This is a genomic window from Kocuria rosea (assembly GCF_023715525.1).
In the GTDB taxonomy this organism is placed as follows: domain Bacteria; phylum Actinomycetota; class Actinomycetes; order Actinomycetales; family Micrococcaceae; genus Kocuria; species Kocuria rosea_A.
The window spans coordinates 175,657-198,873 of record NZ_JAMBOG010000001.1 but is presented as its reverse complement, the minus strand read 5'-3'; the positions used below and the strand labels follow the sequence as shown (position 1 = coordinate 198,873).

At 73.5% G+C, this 23,217-nt stretch carries 22 protein-coding genes and 2 riboswitches; of the genes, 11 read left to right on the top strand and 11 right to left on the bottom strand.

Going from position 1 to position 23,217, the window contains the following annotated elements; genetic code table 11:
• Window positions 1–149 precede the first annotated feature (149 nt).
• Window positions 150–1,616, top strand: a complete 1,467-nt coding sequence (locus tag M3185_RS00940) for a DASS family sodium-coupled anion symporter (RefSeq protein ID WP_374238448.1) — start codon at window positions 150–152, stop codon at window positions 1,614–1,616.
• A gap of 73 nt (window positions 1,617–1,689) precedes the next feature.
• Here the strand turns inward: M3185_RS00940 and M3185_RS00935 are convergent, their stop codons facing one another.
• The 4 genes from M3185_RS00935 to M3185_RS00920 all read right to left on the bottom strand — a co-directional run bounded on the left by M3185_RS00935 (window position 1,690) and on the right by M3185_RS00920 (window position 6,694).
• Entirely contained in the window at window positions 1,690–3,816 is a 2,127-nt protein-coding gene (locus M3185_RS00935) for an AMP-binding protein (protein WP_251331796.1), read from the bottom strand.
• A gap of 78 nt (window positions 3,817–3,894) precedes the next feature.
• Window positions 3,895–4,719 (bottom strand): ABC transporter permease, encoded by an 825-nt coding sequence (locus M3185_RS00930; protein ID WP_251331795.1) that lies wholly within the window; start codon window positions 4,717–4,719, stop codon window positions 3,895–3,897.
• Window positions 4,716–5,756, bottom strand: coding sequence for an aliphatic sulfonate ABC transporter substrate-binding protein (locus M3185_RS00925; protein WP_251331794.1), 1,041 nt, complete (start codon window positions 5,754–5,756; stop codon window positions 4,716–4,718). The genes M3185_RS00930 and M3185_RS00925 overlap by 4 nt, the downstream gene beginning before the upstream one ends.
• Window positions 5,757–5,857: 101 nt before the next feature.
• The gene (locus tag M3185_RS00920) at window positions 5,858–6,694 is read right to left on the bottom strand and encodes an ABC transporter ATP-binding protein (RefSeq protein WP_251331793.1); all 837 of its coding nucleotides are present in this window, start codon (window positions 6,692–6,694) and stop codon (window positions 5,858–5,860) included.
• A 5-nt stretch (window positions 6,695–6,699) separates the two neighbouring features.
• A riboswitch (SAM riboswitch) is annotated at window positions 6,700–6,803 on the bottom strand.
• A gap of 105 nt (window positions 6,804–6,908) precedes the next feature.
• Between M3185_RS00920 and M3185_RS00915 the strand changes: the two genes are divergently transcribed.
• The 4 genes from M3185_RS00915 (at window position 6,909) to M3185_RS00900 (ending at window position 10,486) form a co-directional block, all read left to right on the top strand.
• Window positions 6,909–7,589, top strand: a complete 681-nt coding sequence (locus tag M3185_RS00915; protein WP_251331792.1) for a maleylpyruvate isomerase N-terminal domain-containing protein — start codon at window positions 6,909–6,911, stop codon at window positions 7,587–7,589.
• 79 nt (window positions 7,590–7,668) lie between these two features.
• Complete coding sequence (locus M3185_RS00910) at window positions 7,669–8,145, top strand: CoA-binding protein (protein WP_251331791.1); 477 nt, start codon at window positions 7,669–7,671, stop codon at window positions 8,143–8,145.
• Window positions 8,146–8,238: 93 nt separating this feature from the next.
• Window positions 8,239–8,353, top strand: a riboswitch (SAM riboswitch).
• Window positions 8,354–8,437: 84 nt separating this feature from the next.
• Window positions 8,438–9,853, top strand: a complete 1,416-nt coding sequence (locus tag M3185_RS00905; RefSeq protein ID WP_374238447.1) for an LLM class flavin-dependent oxidoreductase — start codon at window positions 8,438–8,440, stop codon at window positions 9,851–9,853.
• Between the two features lie 165 nt (window positions 9,854–10,018).
• Window positions 10,019–10,486, top strand: coding sequence for a DUF4383 domain-containing protein (locus M3185_RS00900; RefSeq protein ID WP_251331789.1), 468 nt, complete (start codon window positions 10,019–10,021; stop codon window positions 10,484–10,486).
• Between the two features lie 75 nt (window positions 10,487–10,561).
• Here M3185_RS00900 and M3185_RS00895 read toward each other — a convergent pair whose 3' ends face one another.
• The gene (locus M3185_RS00895; protein WP_251331788.1) at window positions 10,562–11,698 is read right to left on the bottom strand and encodes a baeRF2 domain-containing protein; all 1,137 of its coding nucleotides are present in this window, start codon (window positions 11,696–11,698) and stop codon (window positions 10,562–10,564) included.
• A 166-nt stretch (window positions 11,699–11,864) separates the two neighbouring features.
• Here M3185_RS00895 and M3185_RS00890 point away from each other — a divergent pair, with 166 nt between their 5' ends.
• The 5 genes from M3185_RS00890 (at window position 11,865) to M3185_RS00870 (ending at window position 15,055) form a co-directional block, all read left to right on the top strand.
• Window positions 11,865–12,092, top strand: a complete 228-nt coding sequence (locus M3185_RS00890) for a hypothetical protein (protein WP_251331787.1) — start codon at window positions 11,865–11,867, stop codon at window positions 12,090–12,092.
• Between the two features lie 196 nt (window positions 12,093–12,288).
• Window positions 12,289–13,110, top strand: a complete 822-nt coding sequence (locus tag M3185_RS00885; RefSeq protein ID WP_251331786.1) for a DUF4397 domain-containing protein — start codon at window positions 12,289–12,291, stop codon at window positions 13,108–13,110.
• A gap of 113 nt (window positions 13,111–13,223) precedes the next feature.
• The gene (locus tag M3185_RS00880; protein ID WP_251331785.1) at window positions 13,224–13,637 is read left to right on the top strand and encodes a class F sortase; all 414 of its coding nucleotides are present in this window, start codon (window positions 13,224–13,226) and stop codon (window positions 13,635–13,637) included.
• 103 nt (window positions 13,638–13,740) lie between these two features.
• On the top strand, window positions 13,741–14,301 hold the full coding sequence (locus tag M3185_RS00875; RefSeq protein WP_251331784.1) for an RNA polymerase sigma factor: 561 nt from the start codon (window positions 13,741–13,743) through the stop codon (window positions 14,299–14,301).
• The gene (locus M3185_RS00870) at window positions 14,285–15,055 is read left to right on the top strand and encodes an anti-sigma factor (protein WP_251331783.1); all 771 of its coding nucleotides are present in this window, start codon (window positions 14,285–14,287) and stop codon (window positions 15,053–15,055) included. The genes M3185_RS00875 and M3185_RS00870 overlap by 17 nt, the downstream gene beginning before the upstream one ends.
• Window positions 15,056–15,081: 26 nt before the next feature.
• Here the strand turns inward: M3185_RS00870 and cls are convergent, their stop codons facing one another.
• The 6 genes from cls to M3185_RS00840 form a co-directional block, all read right to left on the bottom strand.
• Window positions 15,082–16,569 (bottom strand): cardiolipin synthase, encoded by a 1,488-nt coding sequence (cls, locus tag M3185_RS00865; RefSeq protein WP_251331857.1) that lies wholly within the window; start codon window positions 16,567–16,569, stop codon window positions 15,082–15,084.
• Between the two features lie 41 nt (window positions 16,570–16,610).
• A complete protein-coding gene (locus M3185_RS00860; RefSeq protein ID WP_251331782.1) occupies window positions 16,611–17,129 on the bottom strand; it encodes a GNAT family N-acetyltransferase in 519 nt (172 codons plus the stop codon).
• An 88-nt stretch (window positions 17,130–17,217) separates the two neighbouring features.
• Complete coding sequence (gene purL, locus M3185_RS00855; RefSeq protein ID WP_251331781.1) at window positions 17,218–19,515, bottom strand: phosphoribosylformylglycinamidine synthase subunit PurL; 2,298 nt, start codon at window positions 19,513–19,515, stop codon at window positions 17,218–17,220.
• A gap of 16 nt (window positions 19,516–19,531) precedes the next feature.
• Window positions 19,532–20,326, bottom strand: coding sequence for a phosphoribosylformylglycinamidine synthase subunit PurQ (gene purQ / locus M3185_RS00850; protein ID WP_251331780.1), 795 nt, complete (start codon window positions 20,324–20,326; stop codon window positions 19,532–19,534).
• A gap of 2 nt (window positions 20,327–20,328) precedes the next feature.
• A complete protein-coding gene (gene purS / locus M3185_RS00845) occupies window positions 20,329–20,604 on the bottom strand; it encodes a phosphoribosylformylglycinamidine synthase subunit PurS (RefSeq protein ID WP_251331779.1) in 276 nt (91 codons plus the stop codon).
• Window positions 20,605–20,769: 165 nt separating this feature from the next.
• A complete protein-coding gene (locus M3185_RS00840) occupies window positions 20,770–22,545 on the bottom strand; it encodes a thiamine pyrophosphate-requiring protein (RefSeq protein ID WP_251331778.1) in 1,776 nt (591 codons plus the stop codon).
• A 142-nt stretch (window positions 22,546–22,687) separates the two neighbouring features.
• On the opposite strand from M3185_RS00840, the gene M3185_RS00835 reads away from it, so the two are divergent.
• Window positions 22,688–23,176, top strand: a complete 489-nt coding sequence (locus tag M3185_RS00835) for a hypothetical protein (RefSeq protein WP_251331777.1) — start codon at window positions 22,688–22,690, stop codon at window positions 23,174–23,176.
• Window positions 23,177–23,217 lie beyond the last annotated feature (41 nt).

Genomic DNA, 23,217 nt, shown 5'->3' with positions numbered 1-23,217 from the left:
GGGGCCGTCCCCGGGGGCGCCGAGGACGAGAGAAGCGTCACTTCTGGCCCACGTGCTGCCACATGAAGCCACACGGTCCGCGGGAGGGTTCTAGGCTTCGTGTGGGTCTGATCCGGCCCGTCCGCGTCCGACACACAGGAATGATCGAGATGGACACCCTCTCCCCGGCGCGATCCGCCCGGAACGCCGCCCCCGCCCGCCGCCGCCCGCCGGCCATGGCCCTCAAGGTCCTCGTGATCGTGGCCGTGACGGCCGCCGTGTGGTGCGTGCCCCCGGCCGCCGGGATGGACCCGCGCGGGATGCACATGGCGGCGATCTTCCTCGGGACGATCCTCGCGCTCATCCTCCAGCCCCTGCCCACGGCGTCCGTGGCCGTCGTGGGGCTCGCCGTGGCGATGATCACCGGCACCATGGACGCCTCCACCGAGGCCCTCCAGGGCTTCGGCAACAGCGCGGTGTGGCTGATCGTCGCGGCCTTCTTCATCGCCGACGGATTCCTCGTCACCGGGCTGGGCCGCCGGGTGGCCCTGTGGTTCGTGGCCCGGCTGGGCCGTTCCAGCCTGGGCCTGAGCTACGGCATGGCCGTGACCGACCTGCTCCTGGCGCCCGCCACCCCCTCCAACACCGCCCGCGCGGGCGGCGTGGTGTTCCCGATCATCTCCTCGCTGGCGCAGGTCCAGGGGTCCACGCCGGAGACCGAGCAGTCCCGGCGCCGGCTGGGGGCCTACCTCGCCATGACCGCCGTGCAGGTCAACACCGTCACCTCCGCCATGTTCCTCACCGCCATGGCGGGCAACCCCCTCGCCGCCGAGTTCGCCGCCCAGGCCGGCATCGAGGTCTCGTGGGGCACCTGGGCGCTGGCCGCCCTGGTGCCCGGGCTCCTCTCCCTGACCGCGGTGCCGTGGGTGATGGCGAAGATCTACCCGCCGACCCTGAAGCAGACCCCGGAGGCCCCCGTGCAGGCCCGGCAGGAGCTCTCGCAGCTGGGCGCGATGTCCTTCCACGAGAAGACGATGGCCGGGACGTTCCTGCTGCTGCTCGTGCTGTGGTGCCTGGGCTCGGTCCTCGACCTCAACGCCACGGCCGTGGCGTTCGTGGGCATCTCGATCCTGCTCGTGACCCGGGTGCTCAGCTGGAAGCAGATGGCGGCCAACAGCGGCGCCTGGTCCACGCTGCTGTTCTTCGCCGTGCTGGTGGGCATGGCCTCGCACCTGAACGACCTGGGCGTCATCGACTGGGTCGGGGCCTCCGCCACCGCGCTCGTGGGTGGCATGTCGTGGGTCGTGGCCTTCGCGGTCCTGGCGCTCGTGTACTTCTACGCGCACTACTTCTTCGCCTCCAACACGGCCCAGGTCGTGGCCATGTACGCGGTCTTCCTAGGCGCCGCGGTGGGCGCCGGGACGCCGCCCCTGCTGGCCGCCCTGGCGTTCGGGTTCATCGGCAACCTCTTCGGGGGCCTGGCCCACTACTCCTCCGGGCCGGCCGGCGTGGTCTACGGCTCCGGCTACGTCCCCACGGGGGAGTGGTTCCGGGTCGGCTTCCTCATGAGCGTGGTCAACATCGTGATCTGGACCGTCGCAGGCGGTCTGTGGACGAAGCTGCTGGGCATGTGGTGAGCGCCGCACCCGGGCGGTGACGGACCGGAGGGGCGGGCCCGCGGGCCCGCCCCTCCGCCGCGCCCGGGGCCGCTCAGCCGCGCGCGGCCAGCACCGCGGCGATCTGCTCGAGCGCCTCCTCGTTCTGCAGCGACGAGCGGTCGCCCAGCGGCGCGCCCTCCCACAGCTGCGCGAGCAGGCGCCGGGTGATCTTCCCGGAGCGGGTCTTGGGCAGGTCGGGGACCGCCACGACGGCCCGGGGCTTGGCGATGGGCCCGATCTCGTGCGCCACGTGCTCGCGCAGCGCGGCGGTCAGCTCGCCGGCCGGCAGCCCCTGCGCCTCGGGGGTCAGGACGACGTACGCGAGCACCGCGTGCCCCGTCACCTCGTCGCGCACCGGCGCGGCGCCGGCCTCCACCACCCACGGGTGGGTGACGAGCGCGGACTCGATCTCGATGGTCGACAGCCGGTGGCCGGAGACGTTGATGACGTCGTCGACCCGGCCGAGGATGTAGATGTCGCCCTCCTCGTCGTAGCGGGCGCCGTCCCCCGCGAGGAACCAGCCCTGCTCGGCGTAGGCCGCCCAGTAGGAGTCGAGGTAGCGCTGCGGGTCGCCCCACACCGTGCGGGCCATCGAGGGGCCGGTCCGGTCGACCACCACGAAGCCCTGCACCCCGGCCGGCACGGTGGCCCCGTCCTCGTCGACCACGCGCGTGGAGATCCCCGGGACCGCGCGCGTGGCGCAGCCGGGCTTGAGCGCGGTGTGCGGGGTGCCGTCGTCGAAGGTGCCCGGCGGGGCGAACTGCGGGTCGTGCGGGCGGGGGGACATCACGGTGGAGCCGGTCTCCGACTGCCACCACGTGTCCACGAACGGGACCTCGTCGCGGCCCACCTGGGCCCGCAGCCACCGCCACGCCTCCGGGTTGATCGACTCGCCCACGGAGCCGAGCAGCCGCACCGAGTTGAGGTTGTAGATCTGCGGGACCCCCCGCGGGAACGCGCCCATGAGAGAGCGGACCAGGGTGGGCGCGGTGTAGTAGCTGGTCACCCCGTAGCGCTCGATGACCTCGAAGTGCCGGCCCCAGTGCGGGGTGCTCGGGGTGCCCTCGTAGATCACCTCGGTGACGCCGTTGACCAGCGGACCGTAGATCTCGTAGGTGTGCGCGGTGACCCACGCGAGGTCGGCGGTGCACCAGTGCACGGTCGAGTCGACCTTCGCGGGGTCGTTGACCACGGACAGCTCGTCGGGCCGCAGCTCGCCGTCCGGGTCCTCGACGTCGGGCAGCAGGTCGAACAGCAGCGCGTGCGTGTAGGCCGTCTGCACGAGGTAGCCGCCCATCGTGTGCACCAGGCCCTTGGGCCTGCCGGTGGTCCCGGAGGTGTAGATGATGAACAGCGGCGTCTCGGCGTCGAAGGCCTCGGGCTCGTGCACGTCCGGCTGGCCGGCGACCAGCTCGTGCCACCACACGTCCCGGCCGCGCGTCCACGGGACGGCGTCCTCCTCCTTGGAGCGCGTGCCCCGGGTGCCCCGGGGCAGGTCCGTGCGGCCGGGCCGGGAGGTGCGGCGGACCACGACGACGTGCTCGATCGCGTTCTCGCCGCTGCAGGCCTCGTCGGCGGTGGCCTTGACGGGCACCACGGCCCCGCGCCGGTGCTGCCCGTCCGTGGTCACCAGCACCTTGGCGCCGGTGTCCTCGACGCGGAACCTCAGGGCCTCCGCCGAGAAGCCGCCGAAGACCAGGGAGTGCACCGCGCCGATGCGGGCGCAGGCCAGCGTGATGACGACGGTCTCCGGGATGACCGGCAGGTAGATCACCACGCGGTCGCCCTGCCGCACGCCCAGGGACAGCAGGGCGTTGGCGGCCCGGCAGACCTCCCGCTGCAGGTCGGCGTAGGTGTAGACCAGGCGGTCGCCGGGCTCGCCCTCGAAGTACAGGGCCACGTGGGCGCCCCGGCCCGCCGCGACGTGGCGGTCCACGCAGTTGTGGGCGACGTTGAGCTTCCCGCCCTCGAACCAGGCCAGCTCGGGCACCGACCAGGTGGGGTTGCCGTCCTGGTCCTCCCCGATCCGCCGCGGCCCGTCGAAGCGGTGCGCGGTGGTCCACGGCTCGGCCCACTCCAGGCGGGACGCCTGGGCCTCCCAGAACGCGATCCGCGCGGCGTCGGACTCGAGGGCGGGATTGGGGGTGGGGGAGTGGGGGTCGCTCCAGCTGGGGCTCACGGTGCTGCCGTCCTTCCTGCGCCGGCGGTGGCGCCGGTCGTGCCCACTGTTCCAGGTCCGTGTGTCATGGCCGTTTCCTCACGCCCACTTCTTCACGGACCACTTCTCGAAGACGCCCAGCAGCGCGTCGGAGAGCTTGCCCAGCACGGCGAGCAGCACGATGGCGAGCAGCAGGCGGTCGGTGCGCCCGTTGTTCTGCGAGTCCGTGAGGAGGAAGCCCAGGCCCATGGAGGCGCCCAGCAGCTCGGCGGCCACGAGGAACAGCCACGCCTGCGCGAGGGCCAGGCGGAGTCCGGAGACGACCGACGGCATGACCGCCGGGAGCTGGACCGTGGTGAGCAGCCGGAGGCCGTGCACGCCGAACGCGCGGGCGGCCTCCACGAGGTTGCGGTCCACGTGCTGCAGGGCGGCGGAGACGGTCGTGTAGACGGGGAAGAACGCGCCGATGGCCACGAGAGTCACCTTGGAGTCCTCGCCCAGCCCGATCCACAGCAGCAGCAGGGGCACCCACGCCAGGGACGGCACCGCCCGGAACGCCCCGATGGTCGGTCCCACCAGGGCGGAGCCCCGGCGGGACAGGCCGATGAACGACCCCGCGGCGAGGCCCAGCCCGGCCCCGATCAGGAAGCCGACGAGCACGCGCTGCGCGGAGATGCCCACGTGCGTCCACAGGTCCCCGCGGGCCAGCAGGTCGGCGCCGGCCTCGAGGACCGCGAGCGGCGCGGGAAGCTGGACGGCGCTGAACGCGCCGGTGGAGGAGAGCACGTGCCACAGCGCGAGCAGCGCCGCGGGCAGGACCAGGCCCAGCCCGGTGCGCAGCAGCGGCCGGGGCCGGGGCGTCGGGGGAGCGGCGGGGACGTCGTCGGGCGGGGTGGCGCCCCGGGGCGCGAGCTGCTGCGTCACTTCGCCTCCTCGAGGGCCTCCGCCACGCGCGAGGCGTCGGCGTTCTCGGCGAGGGAGGGCTCCACGATGCTTGCGAGCGCCTCGTCGATCTGCTCCTGGTCGGCCACGTCGTCGGACTCGACGAAGATCGGGCCGACCTTCTCCAGGACGGCCAGTTGCTCGTCGCCGGGCACGTGGTCGATGTCGAGGGAGGTGCGCTCGAGGACCTGCTCGGCCACCGGCAGCTCGATGCCGGCGCCGTCGGCGAGGATCTGCGCGGTCTCCCGGGGGTGCTGCAGGGCCCAGTCGCGGGCGTAGGCGTAGACGTCCACCACGGTCTGGGCGGTCTCGGGCTGCTCCTCGAGGAAGGACTCGGTGGCGTTGAGGAAGCCGTAGGTGTTGAAGTCGACGTTGCGGTAGAACAGCTTCGCGCCGTCCTGCTCGGCGGCGGCCATGATCGGGTCCAGGCCGGACCACGCGTCGACCTGGCCGTTCTCGAGGGCGGAGCGGCCGTCGGGGTGCTGGAGGTTCTGGACGGTGACCTCGGCGGGGTCCACCCCGGCCTCCTCCAGCGCCTGCAGGAGGAAGAAGTACGGGTCGGTGCCCTTGGTGGCCGCGACCGTCCTGCCCTCGAGGTCGGCGACCGTCCCGATGCCGGATCCCGGCGTGGTCACGAGCGCGGACCACTCGGGCTGGGAGTAGAGGTCGACGACCTTGATGGGGGTGCCGTTGCTGCGGGCGAGCAGGGCGGCGGAGCCGGCGGTGGAGCCGATGTCCACGGCTCCCGCGCGCAGCGCCTCGTTGGCCTTGTTGGAGCCCGCGGACTGCACCCACTCGACGGACGTGCCGGACTCGGCCAGGGCGGCCTCCAGCCAGCCCTTCTCCTTGATGACGAGGGACAGGGGGTTGTAGGTCGCGTAGTCCACCGAGACGGTCCCGTTGTCGCCCGCTGCCCGGGCGGGGGCGTCGCCGGAGCCCTCACCGGCCATGCAGCCGGTCAGGCCGAGGGCGAGGACGGCCGCGAGGACGGGAAGCTTCAGGGCGGGGAGCTGGGGCATGGCGGAGCCTTTCGGGGCAGGAGGGCGGGATCGTGGGGACGCGGCGCGGCCGGCGGGCCCGGGGTCCGGGGAGGAGCGGGGCGGGAGCGGGAGGGGCCGCGTCAGCGCGCCGCGGGGTGGTGGGCGTCGACGCCCAGGTGGCCGAGCAGCTGCACGCGCAGCTCGGCGAGCACCTCGGAGGCCCGGTCGCGCGGGCGCTCGCCGGGGACCTCGAGGACCGTGCTCACGGAGGCGGGCGCGGTCGCGCCTGCCCGGCCCAGGACGAGGACCCGGTCGGCGAGCTGCAGGGCCTCGTCGACGTCGTGGGTCACGAGCAGTACGGTCGTGGGCTGGGCGGCGTGGACGGTCAGGAGCAGGTCCTGCATCTTCAGGCGGGTGAGGGCGTCGAGTGCGCCGAAGGGCTCGTCGAGCAGCAGCACCCCGGGGTTGCGAGCCAGGGCCCGGGCCAGCGAGGCGCGCTGGGCCATGCCGCCGGAGATCTCCCGCGGGCGGTGGCGGGCGTGCGCGGACAGACCCACGAGCCGCAGCAGGTCGTCCACCACGGCGTCGCCCTCGGACCGGCCCGTGCCCGCGGGCAGGCCCAGCCGGACGTTCTCGCGCACGGACCGCCAGGGCAGCAGGCGTGGCTCCTGGAAGGCGACGGCGCAGCGCGGGTCGATGCCGGAGACCGGGGTGCCGTCGATGAGCACGCGTCCGCTCGACGCGGTGTCGAGGCCGGCGGCGGCCCGCAGCAGCGTGGACTTGCCGCAGCCCGACGGGCCCAGGACGGCGACGACCTCGCCGGACCGGGCCGTGAAGTCGACGTCCTCCAGCACGGGGCGCACCTCGCGGCCGGTCGTGAAGGCCTTGCCGACGTGCTGGAACGCCACGGAGAACGCGCGCTTGGCGGGCACGGCGGTGGCCGGGGACGGCGCAGGACTCACCAGGGAACCGGTCATGATCAACTCCATCGGTCCTGGCATTAGCACCTCGCACGCGGGACCGACGGGTCCGTGCCGGTTGCTGCGACGTCGACGAGCCAGGTCTCTCAGCCGCTCCGGATGGTTACGCGCTCATTGAACGACGGCCGTGCGGGGCGTGGCAAATCCGGCCCGCGCACGACCGCCGCCGAAACCTGTGGCACCGGGACCGCTCGTGCTCCACCATGGACCCATGACGACCCGGAACAGCCCGGAGCGGGCGGAGCTCGTGCGGGAGGCCTACGCCGCCTTCGGGGCGGCCCTCGACGGGCTGGGGGACGACGACTCCTGGGCCGCGACCGGCTGCACCGGCTGGGCGGTCCGCGACCTGGTCCAGCACTGCGTCCTGGACGCCCAGCGGGCGCTCGTCGCCCTGCACACCCCCACGACGGCGCGGCCCGACCGGGACGCGGTGAGCTACTGGGCCGACGCCGGCGCGGACCCGGAGGCCGACGCGGACGGGCGCCGCTACAGCCGCGTGGTCGCCAGCCTGTTCCTGCGCTGGGAGCGGCTGCGCCGGCTCTGGGAGGAGACCGCGCGCGCCGCCGTGCACGCCGCGGAGCACGCCCGCACCCCCGGGTCGGTCCGCACCCAGGGGCACGTGCTGGCGGTCGAGGACCTGCTGAGCACCCTCGCCGTTGAGGCCACGGTGCACCACCTGGACCTCATCCGCCACCTGGAGGGCAGCCCGGGCCCGTCCTCCGGCGGGCTCGCGGAGGTCCGGCGCGTGCTCACGGAGCTGTGGGACCGGGAGCCCCTCGAGCACTGGAGCGATGAGCACTTCGCGCGGCTGGGCACCGGCCGGGCCGAGCTCACGGACGAGGAGCGCGCGCAGCTGGGGGAGGCCTCCCTGCGCCTGCCCCTCTTCTCCTGACCCGCGAGTTCTCCTGACCCGTGAGGCCGCCGGTCGCCGCAGCCTCGCGGGCCACGACGTTCCGTGCCACGCTGGAGGCATGAGCCCTCAGCGCCACGTCAACGACCCCGCCGTGATCGACCGTCTCCTCACCGGGCCCGGCAGGTGGGCCGTCGTGGGGCTGACCGGCAACCGGATGCGCCCGGCGCACCCGGTGGCGCGGCAGATCCGGGACGAGCTCGGCATGGTGATCGTCCCGGTGAACCCGAAGGGCGAGGAGGTGCACGGCGAGCCGGGCTTCCGCACCCTCGCGGAGGTCCCCGCGCCGCTCGACGTCGTGGACTGCTTCGTGAACTCCTGCCGGGTGGGCCCGGTCGTGGACCAGGCCGTCGCCGCGGGGGCCGCGGCCGTGTGGCTCCAGCTCGGCGTCGTGGACCACGAGGCCGCGGCCCGGGCGACGGCGGCCGGGCTCGACGTGGTCATGGACACCTGCCCCCTCATCGAGTTGCGGGAGCGGCTGCGCCGGGGCTGGACGCTGGATCCCCGGCGGACGCCCCCGCTGGCCCGGCCCGCCTGAGCGGGGCGCCCGCCGCGGCGCGCCGCGGCGGGCGGAACGTGACGGGGGTTGCACCGGACCCCGGGGGGGCCGGTAGGCTGTTCCGCGGACAACGATGACGAGTCCCGACGCGAAGCTCTGGCTGGTCGGGCGGCAACCCTCTCCCGTAGCGGGGTGCCCCAGATGAACATCGGGCCGCGGCGCACACGCGCCACGGCAAGTACGGCGCCCAGCAGTGCGTCGGACCCGCAGAGAGGCCGCACGCGGTGCGGCGCACGGGGCGCGGGTCATGAGCGAACCGAGAGGTCCACCCATGAGCAAGCGCATCGCCCTGAACGCCTTCGACATGACCTGCGTCGGCCACCAGGCCCCCGGCCTGTGGAAGCACCCGCGCTCCCGGGCGGACGAGTACAACACGCTCGAGTACTGGACGGACGTCGCCCAGGTCCTGGAGAAGGGCCTGTTCGACGCGATGTTCCTCGCCGACGTCGTCGGGTACTACGACGTCTACCAGAACTCCGCGGCGCCCGTGATCAAGGACGCCACCCAGATCCCGGTCAACGACCCCTTCATGCAGATCTCGGCGATGGCGGCCGTGACGAAGCACCTCGGCTTCGGGGTGACCAGCGCGATCACCTACGAGCAGCCGTACCCGCTGGCCCGGAAGTTCGCGACCCTCGACCACCTGACCCGGGGCCGGATGGGCTTCAACGTGGTGACCTCCTACCTGAAGTCCGCGGCCGAGAACCACGGGCTGACGGACCAGATCTCCCATGACGAGCGCTACGAGATCGCCGAGGAGTTCATGGAGGTCTGCTACAAGCTGTGGGAGGGCTCCTGGGAGGACGGCGCGGTCAAGCGCGACCGCAAGAACGGGATCTTCGCCGACCCGTCCCTCGTGCACCCCATCCAGCACCACGGCAAGTACTTCGACGTCCCCGGCATCGGGCTGACCGAGCCGTCCCCGCAGCGCACCCCGCTGATCTTCCAGGCCGGTGCCTCGTCCCGCGGGCGGGCGTTCGCCGGTCGCCACGCGGAGGCCGTGTTCGTGGGCGGCATCCGCCCGGACCTCACCCGCGTGGTCACCGACAAGCTGCGCGACGAGGCCGAGGCCCAGGGGCGGAACCGGGAGGACCTCAAGATCTTCGCCATGCTGCACGTGATCGTCGACGAGACCGATGCGAAGGCCGAGCAGAAGCGCCGCGACTACGAGCGGTACGCGGACACCGACGGCGCGCTGGGGCTCGTGGGCGGCTGGTCCGGGGTGGACCTGGGCCGGTACGACGAGAACGACGTCCTGGAGTACATCAAGACCGACTCCATCCAGTCCTTCCTCACGCCGTTCACCACCGCTGACCCCCACAAGAAGTGGACCGTCAAGGAGGTCGCCAAGCACATCTCGATGGGCGGCATGGGCGTGCCGATCGTCGGGTCCCCGCAGACCGTGGCCGACGAGCTCGAGCGGTGGATCGACGACGGCGGGCTGGACGGCATCAACCTCGCCTACCACGTGTCCCCGGGCTCGTTCGAGGACTTCGTGGAGTGGGTCGTGCCGGAGCTGCAGAAGCGCGGCCGCTACCGCACCGAGTACGAGGGCACCACGCTGCGCGAGAACCTCTACGGCAAGGGCCGGACCAAGGTGCTGGACACCCATCCCGCCGCGCGGTACCGCGGCGCCTACGCCGGCAAGCCCTCGGCGGCCGACACGCCCGCCCGCGCGCTCGTCTGAGGGCGGCGGCGCAGGACGCAGGGGGCCCGGGAAGGCGGAAGAGGGGATACCGACGGGACCGACCGGGCAGTACAGTTAAGAGCGGTAGGCATGCTCACCGGCCACCACCCGTCGTCGGGTGGTTCGGGACCCGACGACGTCCCACCCGTCCGAATCGAGGACACCATGACCACCGCTCGCTCGGGGAACCGCACCACGGCTCGCCGCTCGCTCGTCCAGACCGCCGCCCTGCTCGTCGGCGCCGTCTTCCTCCTGGTGGGACTCCTGGGCTTCGTCCCCGGGATCACCACCGGCTCCGGCTCGATCGCCCTCTACGGCCACGAGTCGAAGGCGATGCTCCTGGGCATCTTCCAGGTCTCCGTCCTGCACAACGTCGTCCACCTGCTCTACGGCGTCGCCGGCCTGGCCATGGCCCGCTCGGCCCCCGCGGCACGCAGCTACCTGCTCTGGGGCGGGGTGGTCTACGTCGTCCTGTGGCTCTACGGCCTGCTCATCGACAAGACGTCGGAGGCCAACTTCGTCCCCCTCAACGCCGCCGACGACTGGCTGCACCTGGTCCTGGGCGCGGGCATGGTCGGGCTGTCCTTCCTGGGCCGCGGCACCCACGACCGGGGCGGGACGTCCCGCTTCTGAGCCGCGGCCACGGCTCCGCACGCACGGACGGCTCCCCCGCGACCTCGGGGGAGCCGTCCGTGCGTGCTCCGCGGGTCAGCCCGCCGGGGTGGCGCTCCAGCGCAGCAGGGCCGCCACCTCCGTGCCGTCGGGCAGCGCCCCGTGCGGGAGGAAGACCGGGCGGCCGTCGGTGAGCACGGCGGCCCGCAGCAGGGCGGCGTGGGCGGGGACCCGGTCGAGCACGCGCACCCCGAGGGTCTCGGCCTCGGACTGGTCCGCGGCGATCCACGGCTCGGCCTCCAGGACGAGCAGCTCGGCCTCCGTGTCCAGGGAGGTCTCGTCGATGAGCAGGGTCTCGGCCTGTGCCTGCTGCAGGGCCGCCACGACCGGCCCGATCCCGTGCACGGCTGTGTGGTCCGGGCGGTTCTCCTGCTCCGCCAGCCGCTCCAGCAGCTCCTGCTGCCGGCGCGCGATCACCTCGCCCACGCTGCGGTCGACCTGCTCCTCGAGCTCGGCGGCGTCGCTGCCGTCGGCGCGGGTGTTGGCGTTGACCATGCTCACCAGCGGCTGGGTGGACTTGGCGAGCTGCTCCCCGACGAGCACCCTGGCGCGGATGTCCCCGGCGATGACCACCAGCTGCGCGCCGCTGTCGGCCACGACCTGGTCGATCTGCTCGGCGACCTCCTCGGTGTTGCGCCGCCACACGTCCTCGGTGTGCCGCTGCCACCGGGCGTGCGCCCAGCCGCCGCCGCCGAACTTCTTGAGGTGCTCCGTCTCGCCCTCGATCTGCTGCTGCGACTCGGCCCGGCCCCGGCTGGCGTACTGCAGCCGGATCTCTCCTCCGTCACGGCTGACCTCGGCCACCACGTAGGGGAAGTCCTCGGGGCGGTGGCGGAACAGCGGCGTGAGGTCGGGCACGGTCTCCACCCTGACCCTGCTGGGCCCGGCCAGCGGACCCGGCAGGACCTCGTCGATCACCACGGTGCCGTCGCGGACCACGACGAACCGGCTCACCGGGTCCGGCAGGCCCTCCGCCGGACGGATCGCCTGCTCCACGGCGTCGAGGTCGGCCTTGCTCGCCCCGAGGCCCTCCAGCTCCCGGCGGACGTTCTCGGGCTGGACGTCGATCGCGTGCAGCGAGTCGACGGTGCCGGTGCTGATGTCCGTGTACACGGTGCACCACGGCCCCGGCTGCTTGAACAGCTCGGCGTAGCGGTGGAATCGGCTCGTCATGGTGGGTAACCCCCTGGTGTTGAGCGGTGCTTCCTGCGTGCGTGTGCACGCCACGTTATCGGAGGGCAGGAGGGCTGTGAACCGTGCTGTGGACCTTCTCGGCCGGACCCGTCGGGGGCGTCACTAGACTGGGGGCTCCGTTGGTCCCACGACCCAGGAGGTAGCCATGAGCGAGGCCCCCGGCACGAGCTTCGAGTTCAACGAGGCGGACCGGCTCGAGCAGTCGATCGACGCCGAGCGACCGGAGATGGACGACCAGGACGTCGAGACCCCGGCGCACCGGGACCGGTCGGAGGCGTCCTCCCTCGAGGCGAATCCCGCCGACCTCGAGGAGCAGGACCAGGAGGTGGTCCTCGAGGACCGGGAGGTGGGCTCGACCCTCGAGGAGGAGTGAGCCGGGGTGCGGGTCCGGACGGTCCTCCTCGCGGGGGACCGGCCGGACCCGCGCCCCCGGACGGGCGCGGAGGGATCCGGGAGGACGTGCCGGGAAAAATGTGACCGGCGCCGCATCCAGTGGCGGGTCCCGGGAGGTAGTAGGGGTGCAAGGTCGATTCCGCCTCCTCCGGGAGCCCGTTCAAGGAGCAGTCATCATGCGCAAGACCCTCTCCGCCGCAGCAGTCCTCGGCCTCGGCCTCGGTGCCCTGACCATGGCGCCCGCGTCCGCCGCCGAGCACGCGCAGCTGTCCGTGCTGCACGGCGTGCCCGACACCGTGGTGGACGTCTACGTCAACGGCGAGCTCACGCTCGACGACTTCGCCCCGGGCACGCTCGCGGGCCCGCTCGAGCTGCCGGCCGGCAGCTACGACCTCGCCGTCACGGCCCCCGACGCCGCCGACGCCTCGGCGCCGATCATCGGACCCGTGACCGCCCAGCTCGAAAGCGGCGGCAACTACACGGCCGCGGCCCACCTCGACGCCGAGGGCAACCCCACGGCCGCCCTGTTCACCAACGACATGTCCGAGGTGGCGGCCGGGAAGTCGCACCTGACCGTCCGCCACGTGGCCGCGGCCCCGGCCGTGGACGTCCTGGCCGGCGGCCAGCCGATCATCCAGGGGCTCGAGAACCCGAACGAGCAGACGCTGCCGGTCGACGCCGGGACGGTCTCCGCCTCCGTGGCGGCCGCGGGCACGACCGACCCGGTCATCGGCCCGGCCGACCTGACGCTCGCCGAGGGCACCCACAACATCGTCTACGCGTGGGGCTCCCTCGAGGCGGGCAACCTGCAGCTCGCGGTGCAGACCCTCGGGGGCATGGAGCAGGCCCCGGGCGCGGTGCCGGGCGGGCAGTCCGGGCTCGCGGCCCAGGAGCAGCGCACGCTGCTGAGCGCCGGGCTCGCGGCCGCGGGCGCGCTCGGACTCGTCGGGGTGGCCTTCGGCGCCCGGCGGGTGCTCGCGGGGGCCCGCCGGCCGTGAGCCCCTCCGCCGGACCGGGACGGGACGCGCGGCGGGCCCCGGCCCCCCGCGCCCCCGTCCTCCCGGCCCCCGTCGCCCCGCTCCCGCCCCCGGTGCGGGTCGAGGTGGACGGCGTGCCGATCGACATGCCCGTGGTGCCCGTAGGGATCGAGGACGGCGGGGCCATGACCATCCCGGACAACCACGTGCAGCTCGGCTGGTACCGGCACGGACCCGCCCCCGGGGCCGAGGAGGGAGCCGCGGTGATCGCCGGGCACGTGGACACCCTGACCGAGGTGACACCGATGGCCCGCCTGCAGGACGTGGCGCCGGGCGCCGAGGTCACGGTCGAGCGGGCGGACGGGTCCGTGCTGCGCTACCGCACGGAGACGGTCGAGCGGGTGCACAAGCGCAGCCTCGAGGACGCCGACCTCTTCCGCCGCACCGGGGCCCCGGTCCTGCACCTGGTCACCTGCGGCGGGGAGTGGCTCGAGGAGACCGGGGACTACGAGGACAACGTGGTGCTCCGCGCGGTCCCGGTGGGCTGAGCGCGACGGGCCACCGATGACCGGCGCCACGGCGTCCACTAGGCTGGGCACCACCCGGCGGGCTGCGCCCGCGACGACGACCCCGGGGAGGAGCCGTTCCCCGATGCCGATGACGACCTCCGAGTGGGGGCCCGAGCTCGACACCGCGTTCGCCGCGGGGGACGAGCAGGCGCTGAGCGCGGCGTACCGGCACTGCGCCGGGATCGTCCGGGGCCTCGCGCTGCGGACCCTGCGCGACGACGCGGCCGCGGACGACGTGGTCCAGGAGGTCTTCATCCGGGCGTGGAAGTATCGTTCCGGGTACCGCCCCGAGCAGTCCTCGGCCCCGGCCTGGCTCGTCGGGATCGCCCGCAACTGCATCGTCGACGCCGCCCGCACCGCGGGCCGCGAGGCGGAGCGGCGGCAGGCGTCCGCCGTCGAGGAGCGCGAGCCCGGGCACGAGGAGGCGGACCTGCTGGTGGACCGGCTCGTCGTGCGGGCGGAGGTCGAACGGCTGGGCCCGCCGCGGTCGACGATCCTGGCGCTCGCCTTCTACGACGAGCTCACCCACCAGCAGATCGCCGAGCGGCTGGACCTGCCCCTCGGCACGGTCAAGAGCCACCTGAGGCGCGGCCTCATCAACCTGCGGACACGACTGAAGGACGGACATGGCGCACCTGAGTGAGGAGACGCTGACGCTCCTGGCTCTGGGTGAGCCCATCGACCCCCAGGGCCGGGACCACCTCGCGGACTGCGCGGAGTGCGCGGCGGAGCTCGCGTCCCTGCAGCACGTCGTGCGCGCCGGGCGCGCCGAGCCGCCCGCCCCGGCGGCGCCGGGTCCCGGCGTCTGGGCGGCGATCCACGCCGAGCTCGGGCTCTCGCCCGCCGTCGCGGCCGACCCCCTCACGGCCGGCTCCTCCGGGACCGGCCCGTCCGCGGACGCCCCGGGCGTCGAGGGCGACGGCGCGTCCGCCGTCGTCGACCTCGACGCCCGGCGGCGCCGGTCCCGCCGCGGGGTGCCCTATCCCGCGGCCGCCGCCGCGGCGGCGGCCGCCCTGCTGGTCGGCGCCGGCGGGATGTGGGCCCTGCAGCGGGCGGAGCCGGAGCCCGCGGTGCTGGCCCGTGCGGAGCTGGAGCCGCTCGCCGGGTACAGCGCCCGCGGCACCGCGGAGGTCGACCAGCGCCCCGACGGCACCCGCCGGCTCGTGGTGCGCACCGATCCCGCCGACGTGGACGGGTTCAAGGAGGTGTGGCTGCTCGCGCCCGACGCGCAGGGCATGCTCAGCCTCGGGGTGATGGCCGGGGACGAGGCCGTGTTCGTGCTGCCCGAGAACGTGGACGTCGCGCAGTTCCCGGTCGTGGACGTCTCGAACGAACCGGTCGACGGCGACCCCACCCACTCCGGGGACTCCATCGTGCGCGGCACCCTGGACGTGTGAGCGCGGCGGGCCCCGCCGGGCGGGCCTCAGAGCAGGGCGGAGGTCAGCCGGGCGACGTTGTCGAGGTACTTCTGGCCGACCGGGCGCTGCTCCCACTCGTCGGGCACGAGCAGGGTGCTGGCCGCGTGGAACTCCTCCACGACCTCGTCCATCCGCCGCCGGAACTCCCTGTCCACGATGTAGACGGACACCTCCAGGTCCAGGGCGAAGGAGCGCTCGTCCATGTTGGAGGAGCCGATGACCGAGACGTAGTCGTCGACCAGCACGAACTTGGCGTGCAGCACGGTGGGGGAGCGGTACCGGTAGATCTTCACCCCGGCGTCCACGAGCTCCTGGTAGTAGGAGTTCTGCGCGTGGTACGCGAGGAAGTGGTCGGAGGTCTCGCCCACGAAGAGCTTCACCTCCACCCCGGACTGCGCCTCCGTGGTCAGCGCGTGCATGAGGGACTCGTCGGGCACGAAGTACGGGCTCGAGATGACGATCTGCTCGTTGGCGTTGTAGATGAGGTGGTTGAACAGCCGGAGGTTGTTCTCCGTCTCGAAGCCCGGGCCGGAGGGCAGCACCTGGGCGAACACGGGCCCCTCGATGTCGGGCAGCTCCCGGGTGGCCTCGTCGAGCAGCAGGTCGCCCGTCTCCGAGTACCAGTCGCTCGTGAACAGCGCGTTGAGCTCGGCGACCACCGGGCCCCGGCACTCGATCATCAGGTCCTTCCACTCGAAGCCCCTGCGGAGGTTCTTCCGCTTGTTGTAGGACCGGTGGATGATGTTCTGCGAGCCCGTGTAGGCGACCTCTCCGTCGACCACGAGCAGCTTGCGGTGGTTGCGCAGGTCCGGCCGCTGCCACTCGCCCCTCCACGGGCGCACGGGGAGCATCCGCTGCCACGGGAACCCCACGCGGTCGAACTCCTGCACCATCTCGCGGTAGCCGGGGTAGCCCACCGACCCGAGGTGGTCGATGAGCACCCGCACCCGCACCCCGCGCTGGTGGGCCCGCACCAGCGCGTCGAGCAGCCCCCGGGAGGCGTCGTCGATCGCCACGATGTAGAACTCGAAGTGCACGTAGTCCCGGGCCCGGTCCACCGCGGCGGCCATGACCTGCATGGACTCGTGGTTGTCCGTGAGGATCTCGAACGCGTTCCCGCCGACCATGGGCAGGGCGCCCAGGTTGTAGTTGAGCTCGGCCGTGGAGAGGATCCACTCCGGCAGCTCGCCGTGCTCGTTGCCCAGGATGTACGCGCGGGGGGTGTTCTCCCGGATCACCTCGTTCATCTTGGCCTGCATCTCCATCCGCCTGCGGGGCAGCTTGGCGGAGCCGATCAGCAGGAACAGGACGATGCCCATGAGGGGGATCAGGAAGATCGTGAGCAGCCAGGCGAGCGCGACCGAGGGCCGGCGGTTGTGCGGGATCCAGCCCAGCGCGAGCAGGCGCACGGCCCAGTCGAGCACGAACAGGGCCACCACGATCCACCGGGGGATCCCGTCCAGGGGGAGCAGGTCGAAGGGGAAGATCGTGATGTCCACCGGTCCAGCCTATCGGCGGGCCGTCCTGGCCCCCGTCACTGCGGGCGGGGCAGGAAGTAGTCCGTCTCCAGGCCGGGGGTCTCTCGGTGGACGAACCCCGCGGCGACGAGCACCTGCTCCGCGGGGGCGTTGTCCCCGGGCACGCTCGCGCGCACCCCGGTCACCGCGGGGTCGGTGAACGCGATGCGCAGCAGCGCGCCGACCCCCTCCCGGGCGTAGCCGTGGTTGCGGTGGCCGGCGGCCAGGGACCCCACCACCTCGAGCTCGTCGTCGATGGGCGGGCCCACGAAGCCGGCCGTGCCGATCACCTGGCCGGACCCCTTCTCGATCACGGCCATCCGGGCGTAGAAGGACTCGGTGAAGAAGTAGCCCCCCGCCACGAGGGACTCGCGGGCGAAGTCCATGTCCTCCGCGGTGGGGAAGCCGTCGGCGAAGTGCTCCGCCGGCTCACCCGCCGCCACGGCGTCGAGCTCCTCCGCCGTGAAGGGCCGCAGGAGGAGGCGCTCCGTCTCCAGGACGGGGGCGGGGCGAAGGGTCTCGAGGTCCTCGGTCATGCGTGTGCTGCTTTCCTGCGGGCGCGACGGGCGCGGGGATCGACGATGGACGGGGTGGCGGCGGTGGCGGGGAGCGCCGGGCCGGGGCTCAGCCGAAGTGCTTCGGCAGGGTCCCCTCGTGGGCGGCGCGCAGCTCGTCCAGGCCGATGCCGAACTCGCTCTGCACGTCCAGCGCCCGGTTCTCGGCGTCCACCACGCCGATCCGCACGTGCGGGTAGGCGCGCGTGGTGCACATGTCCTTGAACCGGACCTCCTCGCTGCGGGGCACGGCCACCACCGCGCGGCCCTGCGACTCGGAGAAGAGCATCGTGAACAGGTCCACGCCGTCCCGCTCGCAGACCTCGCCGAGGCCGATGCGGGCGCCCGTGTCGAAGCGCAGCGCCATCTCGGCCAGGGTCGCGGCGAGGCCGCCCTCGGCGACGTCGTGGGCGGCGTCGATCATGCCGTCCCGGGACATGTTGATCAGCAGGTCGCCGAGCAGCTTCTCCCGGGCCAGGTCCACGGCCGGCGGGAGCCCGCCGAGGTGCCCGCGCAGGTTCGCCCACTCCGAGCCGTCCAGCTCGTCCCGGGTGGTGCCGAGCAGGTAGATCGCCTGCCCGTCCTCGCGCCAGCCGGAGGGGGTGCGGCGGCGGACGTCGTCGAGCACGCCCATCATCGCGACCACCGGGGTCGGGTGGATGGCGACCCCGCCGGTCTGGTTGTAGAGGGAGACGTTGCCGCCGGTCACCGGCACGCCGAGCTCCTGGCAGCCGTCGGCGAGGCCGCGCACGGCCTCCGCGAACTGCCACATGGTCTCGGGGTCCTCCGGGGAGCCGAAGTTCAGGCAGTCGGAGACGGCCACGGGGCGCGCCCCGGAGGTGGCCACGTTGCGGTACGCCTCGGCCAGGGCCAGCTGCGCGCCCTGGTACGGGTCCAGGTAGGCGTAGCGGCCGTTGCAGTCGGTGGACAGGGCCACGCCGAGGCCGGTCTCCTCGTCCACGCGGACCACGCCCGCGTCGTCGGGCATCGCCATGGCGGTGTTGCCCTGCACGTAGCGGTCGTACTGGTCCGTGACCCAGTCCTTGGCGCACAGGTTGGGGGAGGCCATGAGCTCGAGCACCGCGGCCTTCAGCCCGGCGCCCGAGGGGCGGCCGGCGTCGGCGGGGGAGCCCGCGAAGTGGTCGCCCTGGAGCCGGTCCTGGTCCGCGGGGCGGGTGTAGGGGCGCTCGTAGACGGGGCCCTCGTGGGCGACGGTGCGCGGGTCGACGTCGACGATGATCTCGCCGTCCCACTCGATCACGAGCCGGCCGGTGCCGGTGACCTCGCCGATCCACGAGTACTCGACGTCCCACTTGGCCATGACCGCCTCGAAGGCCTCGGCCTGCTCCGGGGTCACCACGGCCATCATGCGCTCCTGCGACTCGGACATGAGGATCTCGCCCGGGGTCAGGGTGGGGTCGCGCAGCAGCACCGAGGACAGGTCCACGTGCATGCCGCCCTCGCCGTTGGAGGCCAGCTCCGAGGTCGCGCAGGATATGCCCGCGGCGCCGAGGTCCTGGATGCCCTCCACGAGGGAGTTCTTGAACAGCTCGAGGCAGCACTCGATGAGCACCTTCTCGGCGAACGGGTCGCCCACCTGCACGGCCGGGCGCTTGGAGGGCTTGGCGTCGTCGAAGGACTCCGAGGCGAGCACGGAGGCGCCGCCGATGCCGTCGCCGCCGGTGCGCGCGCCGAAGAGCACCACCCGGTTGCCGACGCCGGAGGCGTTGGCCAGGCGGATGTCCTCGTGGCGCATGACGCCCACGGCCAGCGCGTTGACGAGCGGGTTGCCCTGGTAGACGGAGTCGAAGACCACCTCGCCGCCGATGTTGGGCAGGCCCAGGGAGTTGCCGTAGCCGCCCACGCCCGCGACGACGCCGTGCACCACGCGCGCGGTGTCGGGGTGGTCGATCGCGCCGAAGCGCAGCGGGTCCATCACGGCCACCGGGCGGGCGCCCATGGAGATGATGTCGCGCACGATCCCGCCCACGCCCGTGGCCGCACCCTGGTAGGGCTCCACGTAGGAGGGGTGGTTGTGGGACTCGATCTTGAAGGTCACGGCCCATCCGTCCCCGATGTCGGTCACGCCGGCGTTCTCGCCGATGCCGACCATCAGGTCCTTCTTCATCTCCTCGGTGACCTTCTCGCCGAACTGGCGCAGGTGGACCTTGGAGGACTTGTAGGAGCAGTGCTCGGACCACATCACCGAGTACATGGCCAGCTCCGCGGCGGTGGGGCGGCGGCCGAGGATCCTGCGGATCTCCTCGAACTCGTTGTCCTTGAGCCCCAGCGCGGCCCAGGGCAGCTCGGTGTCGGGGGTGGCCGTCGCGTGCTCGACGGTGTCCAGGTTGAAGTGCTTGTCGCTCATCGAGGTGCCGTGTTCCTTACTTGACCAGTGCCTTGAGGACGGAGACGAACAGGCCCAGCCCGTCCGTGCCGTCGCGCATGCCGACCTCGCCGGCGGCGGAGGAGTCGGCGCCGAAGCCCGGCTCCACCGCGTGCTCCGGGTGCGGCATGAGGCCCACCACGTTGCCGCCGGCGTTGCAGATCCCGGCGATGTCCCGGCGGGAGCCGTTCGGGTTGAAGCCCACGTAGCGGAACACCACGCGGCCCTCGGCCTCGAGCATGTCGAGGGTCTTCTCGTCGGCCACGTACTGGCCGTCCTGGTTCTTCAGCGGGACGACGATCTCCTCGCCCTGCCCGTACTCGCCCGTCCACACCGTGGCGTTGTTCTCGACCCGCAGGCGCTGGTCGCGGCAGAGGAACTTCAGGTGGTCGTTCTTGACCATGGAGCCCGGCAGCAGGTGGGACTCGGTGAGCACCTGGAAGCCGTTGCAGATCCCGAGCACCGGCAGGGGGGAGGACCCGGAGGTCCCCGCGGCGGTCGCGCCCTCGATCACCTGGTCCATGATCGGGGCGAACCGGGCGATGGCGCCGGCGCGCAGGTAGTCGCCGTAGGAGAAGCCGCCGGGCAGGATCACGGCGTCGACGTCCTGGAGGTCCTCGTCGGCGTACCACAGCGGGACCGCGGTGCCGCCGGCGAGCGCCACCGCCCGCGCGGCGTCGCGGTCGTCGAGGGTGCCGGGGAAGGTCACGACGCCGATCCGCGCGCCCGCGAGGGCGGCGTCCGGGCCGGGGGCGGAGAGGTCCGCGATCAGCGGGGTCTCGGGTCCGGGCATGCTCAGTTCTCCTCGCCCTGGGTCTCGGTCTCCTCCAGCACGGCCACGCGGACGACGTCCTCGATGACCGGGTTGGACAGCAGCTTCTCGGCGGCCTCGCGGGCCTGGGCGAGCACGTCCTCGGTCGGCTCGCCCTCGACGGTCAGTTCGAAGCGCTTGCCCTGGCGCACGCCCGCGAACCCGTCCAGGCCGATGCGGGGCAGTTCGTTGGCGATCGCCTTCCCCTGCGGGTCGAGGATCTCGGGCTTGGGCATGACGTCGACAACAATGCGGGCCATCGGGGAACTCCTGAAGGTCGAGCAGGGGGCCGGGATCCGGCGAACGGAAGCCATTCTATCGGCTCGGACACACCGGTCCCGCCGCGCCGGTGCAGACCGGGAGCGGTGTGGTAGAGGACACGCCGGCCCCCGGGGGCCCGGCCGCTCCCCGCGCCGTCGCGTCGCTCAGGCCCTGCCGGTGCCGTCCTCGTGGCCCCGCTGGGCCCGCAGCTGCTGCGCGGCCCGGTCGGCGCCCTCCAGGGCGAGGCCGGTGAGCATCCTCTCCACCTGGGCCGGCGCGGCGCGCGGCGGCAGCAGGGGCGTGGCCGGGTCCACCACGGCCTCGAGCACCACCGGCCGGTCGGCGGCGAGCGCACGGCGCCAGGCGTCGTCGACGTCCTCGGGCCGGTCGACCCGGACGCCGTCCAGGCCGAGCAGGCGGGCGTAGTCGGCCCAGGGGAACGCGGGCACGTCCTGGGAGGCGGCGAAGCGGGCGTCGCCCTCCATCTCCCGCTGCTCCCAGGAGACCTCCGCGAGGTCGCCGTTGGCGAGCACCAGGACCACGAAGCGCGGATCGGCCCAGTCCCGCCAGCGGGCGGCGAGCGTGACGAGCTCGGCGTTGCCGCTCATCTGCATGGCCCCGTCCCCGGCCAGCGCCACCACGGGCCGGTCCGGGCGGGCGAGCTTGGCGGCCAGGCCGTAGGGCATCGCCGAGCCCATGCAGGCCAGCGTGGAGGACAGGTGCGCCGGCACCCCGGGCGGCAGGCGCAGGAACCGGGCGTACCAGTACACGACCGAGCCGACGTCCACGGCCACCTGGGCGTCCGCCGGCAGGTGCGCGGACAGGGCGGCGACGACGGCCTGCGGGTTGAGCGGCTCGGCCGGCTCGGCGCAGCGCTGCGCGGCCACGTCCTGCCAGGTGCCGACCATGGCCTCGACCTCCCCGCGCCACGTGCGCTCCGGGTGCCCCAGCCGCGGCAGGAGGGCCCGCAGGGTCTCGGCGGCATCCCCGGCCAGGGCCACCTCCACGGGGTACTTGGCGCCCAGGTTGCGGGCGTCGACGTCGATCTGCACGGCGCGGGCCTGGCCGGGGGCCGGGTAGAACTCGGTCCACGGGTCGTTGCTGCCGACGATCAGGAGGGTGTCGCACCCGGCCATGAGGTCCGCCGCCGCCGTGGTGCCCAGGTGGCCCATGACTCCGCAGGCCCAGGGGAGGGACTCGTCCACCAGCGGTTTGCCGAGCAGCGACGTCGCCACCCCCGCGCCCAGCCGCTGGGCGACCTCCTGCACCTCGGCGGCGGCGCGGGCGGCGCCCTGGCCGACGAGCAGGGCCACGCGCCGGCCGCCGGTGAGCAGCCGCGCGGCCCGGTCCAGGTCCGCCTCGGCGGGCAGCACCCGGGGCGAGGCGGTGACCGGTGCGCTGGGCACCACGCCGTGGGCGTGCTCGAGCTCCGGGACCTCGGCCTGCTGGACGTCGTGGGGCACGATCACGCACGTCGGGCTCGAGGTGGCGAGCGCGGTGCGGAAGGCGTTGTCGACCACGGCGGCGAGCTGCTCCGGGGTGGCGAGGGGCTGGACGTACTGGGCGCACACGTCCTTGAACAGGGTCGCCAGCTCCACCTCCTGCTGGTAGCCGCTGCCCTGGGCCGTGGTGAGGACCTGCCCGACGATCGCCACGACCGGCTTGCTGTCGAGCTTCGCGTCGTACAGGCCCGCGAGCAGGTGCACGGCCCCCGGCCCCTGGGTGGCCAGGCAGACCCCGACCTCCCCGGTGTACTTGGCGTGGCCGGTCGCCATGAACGCGGCGGCCTCCTCGTGGCGGGCGGAGACGAACTCGACGTCCTGCCGGGCCCGGTCCAGCGCGGCGAGGATCGGGTCCACCCCGTCCCCGGCGTAGCCGAAGACCCGGTGCACGCCCCAGGCCCTCAGCCGGTCGACGATCCCGTCCGCGACGTTGCCCATGCCCGTCCTCCTGCCGTGCCCGGTCCCGCGCCCGGCACGCGCGGCCGTCGCGGGTGTGCGCCCCACTCTGCCACCGGGACGCCGCGGGCCGGAACCCCGGCACCCGGGTTTCTCCAAGCTCCCTGCGGTACATCCTCGACCCATGACGAACGTGCCGGATGCCGAGACCCGCCCCGACGCCGCGCAGCTCGTGGCGGCCTACCGGCAGGTCCTGACGTGGTTGGGCGCCGGGACCGCGCTCGGGGCCTGCGCCGAGCTCGCGATGCTGCGCCACTGGCAGGGCCCGGGGCAGCTGGTGCCGTGGGCGCTGCTCGTCCTGCTGCTGGGCGCGGCGGCGGCCTGGCTGGTGCGGCGCTCGACCGCGACCGCCCGGGCCCTGCGGACCGTCGCGGTGGTCACCGCGCTGGGCAGCGCGTACGGGGTCTACGAGCACCTCAAGGGCAACCTCGCGGCCGGCCCGTCCAGCGCCCGGTACGCGGAGTCCTGGGCCTCGATGCCGGCGGCGTCGAACCTGTGGGCGGCCGCCAGCGGTGCCGTGGGCGCCTCGCCGCTGCTGGCTCCCGGCATGGTCGGCCTGGCCGGGGTGCTGCTGTGGCTGGCGGTCCTCGGGTGGCGCGACCGCGGAGCCTGATCCCGCCCCGGGGCGCGCCGGAGCCGCGACGGGTCCCGCCG

Excerpts from the sequence above, each read along its gene's own strand:
- purS (WP_251331779.1), bottom strand. The coding sequence starts at position 20,604 with ATGGCCCGCATTGTTGTCGACGTCATGCCCAAGCCCGAGATCCTCGAC.
- M3185_RS00940 (WP_374238448.1), top strand. The coding sequence starts at position 150 with ATGGACACCCTCTCCCCGGCGCGATCCGCCCGGAACGCCGCCCCCGCC.
- M3185_RS00910 (WP_251331791.1), top strand. The coding sequence starts at position 7,669 with ATGAGCCCTCAGCGCCACGTCAACGACCCCGCCGTGATCGACCGTCTC.
- purQ (WP_251331780.1), bottom strand. The coding sequence starts at position 20,326 with ATGCCCGGACCCGAGACCCCGCTGATCGCGGACCTCTCCGCCCCCGGC.
- M3185_RS00890 (WP_251331787.1), top strand. The coding sequence starts at position 11,865 with ATGAGCGAGGCCCCCGGCACGAGCTTCGAGTTCAACGAGGCGGACCGG.
- M3185_RS00860 (WP_251331782.1), bottom strand. The coding sequence starts at position 17,129 with ATGACCGAGGACCTCGAGACCCTTCGCCCCGCCCCCGTCCTGGAGACG.
- M3185_RS00915 (WP_251331792.1), top strand. The coding sequence starts at position 6,909 with ATGACGACCCGGAACAGCCCGGAGCGGGCGGAGCTCGTGCGGGAGGCC.
- M3185_RS00875 (WP_251331784.1), top strand. The coding sequence starts at position 13,741 with ATGCCGATGACGACCTCCGAGTGGGGGCCCGAGCTCGACACCGCGTTC.
- M3185_RS00925 (WP_251331794.1), bottom strand. The coding sequence starts at position 5,756 with ATGCCCCAGCTCCCCGCCCTGAAGCTTCCCGTCCTCGCGGCCGTCCTC.
- M3185_RS00900 (WP_251331789.1), top strand. The coding sequence starts at position 10,019 with ATGACCACCGCTCGCTCGGGGAACCGCACCACGGCTCGCCGCTCGCTC.
- M3185_RS00905 (WP_374238447.1), top strand. The coding sequence starts at position 8,438 with ATGAGCAAGCGCATCGCCCTGAACGCCTTCGACATGACCTGCGTCGGC.
- M3185_RS00840 (WP_251331778.1), bottom strand. The coding sequence starts at position 22,545 with ATGGGCAACGTCGCGGACGGGATCGTCGACCGGCTGAGGGCCTGGGGC.
- M3185_RS00835 (WP_251331777.1), top strand. The coding sequence starts at position 22,688 with ATGACGAACGTGCCGGATGCCGAGACCCGCCCCGACGCCGCGCAGCTC.
- M3185_RS00895 (WP_251331788.1), bottom strand. The coding sequence starts at position 11,698 with ATGACGAGCCGATTCCACCGCTACGCCGAGCTGTTCAAGCAGCCGGGG.
- M3185_RS00885 (WP_251331786.1), top strand. The coding sequence starts at position 12,289 with ATGCGCAAGACCCTCTCCGCCGCAGCAGTCCTCGGCCTCGGCCTCGGT.
- purL (WP_251331781.1), bottom strand. The coding sequence starts at position 19,515 with ATGAGCGACAAGCACTTCAACCTGGACACCGTCGAGCACGCGACGGCC.
- M3185_RS00870 (WP_251331783.1), top strand. The coding sequence starts at position 14,285 with ATGGCGCACCTGAGTGAGGAGACGCTGACGCTCCTGGCTCTGGGTGAG.
- M3185_RS00920 (WP_251331793.1), bottom strand. The coding sequence starts at position 6,694 with ATGACCGGTTCCCTGGTGAGTCCTGCGCCGTCCCCGGCCACCGCCGTG.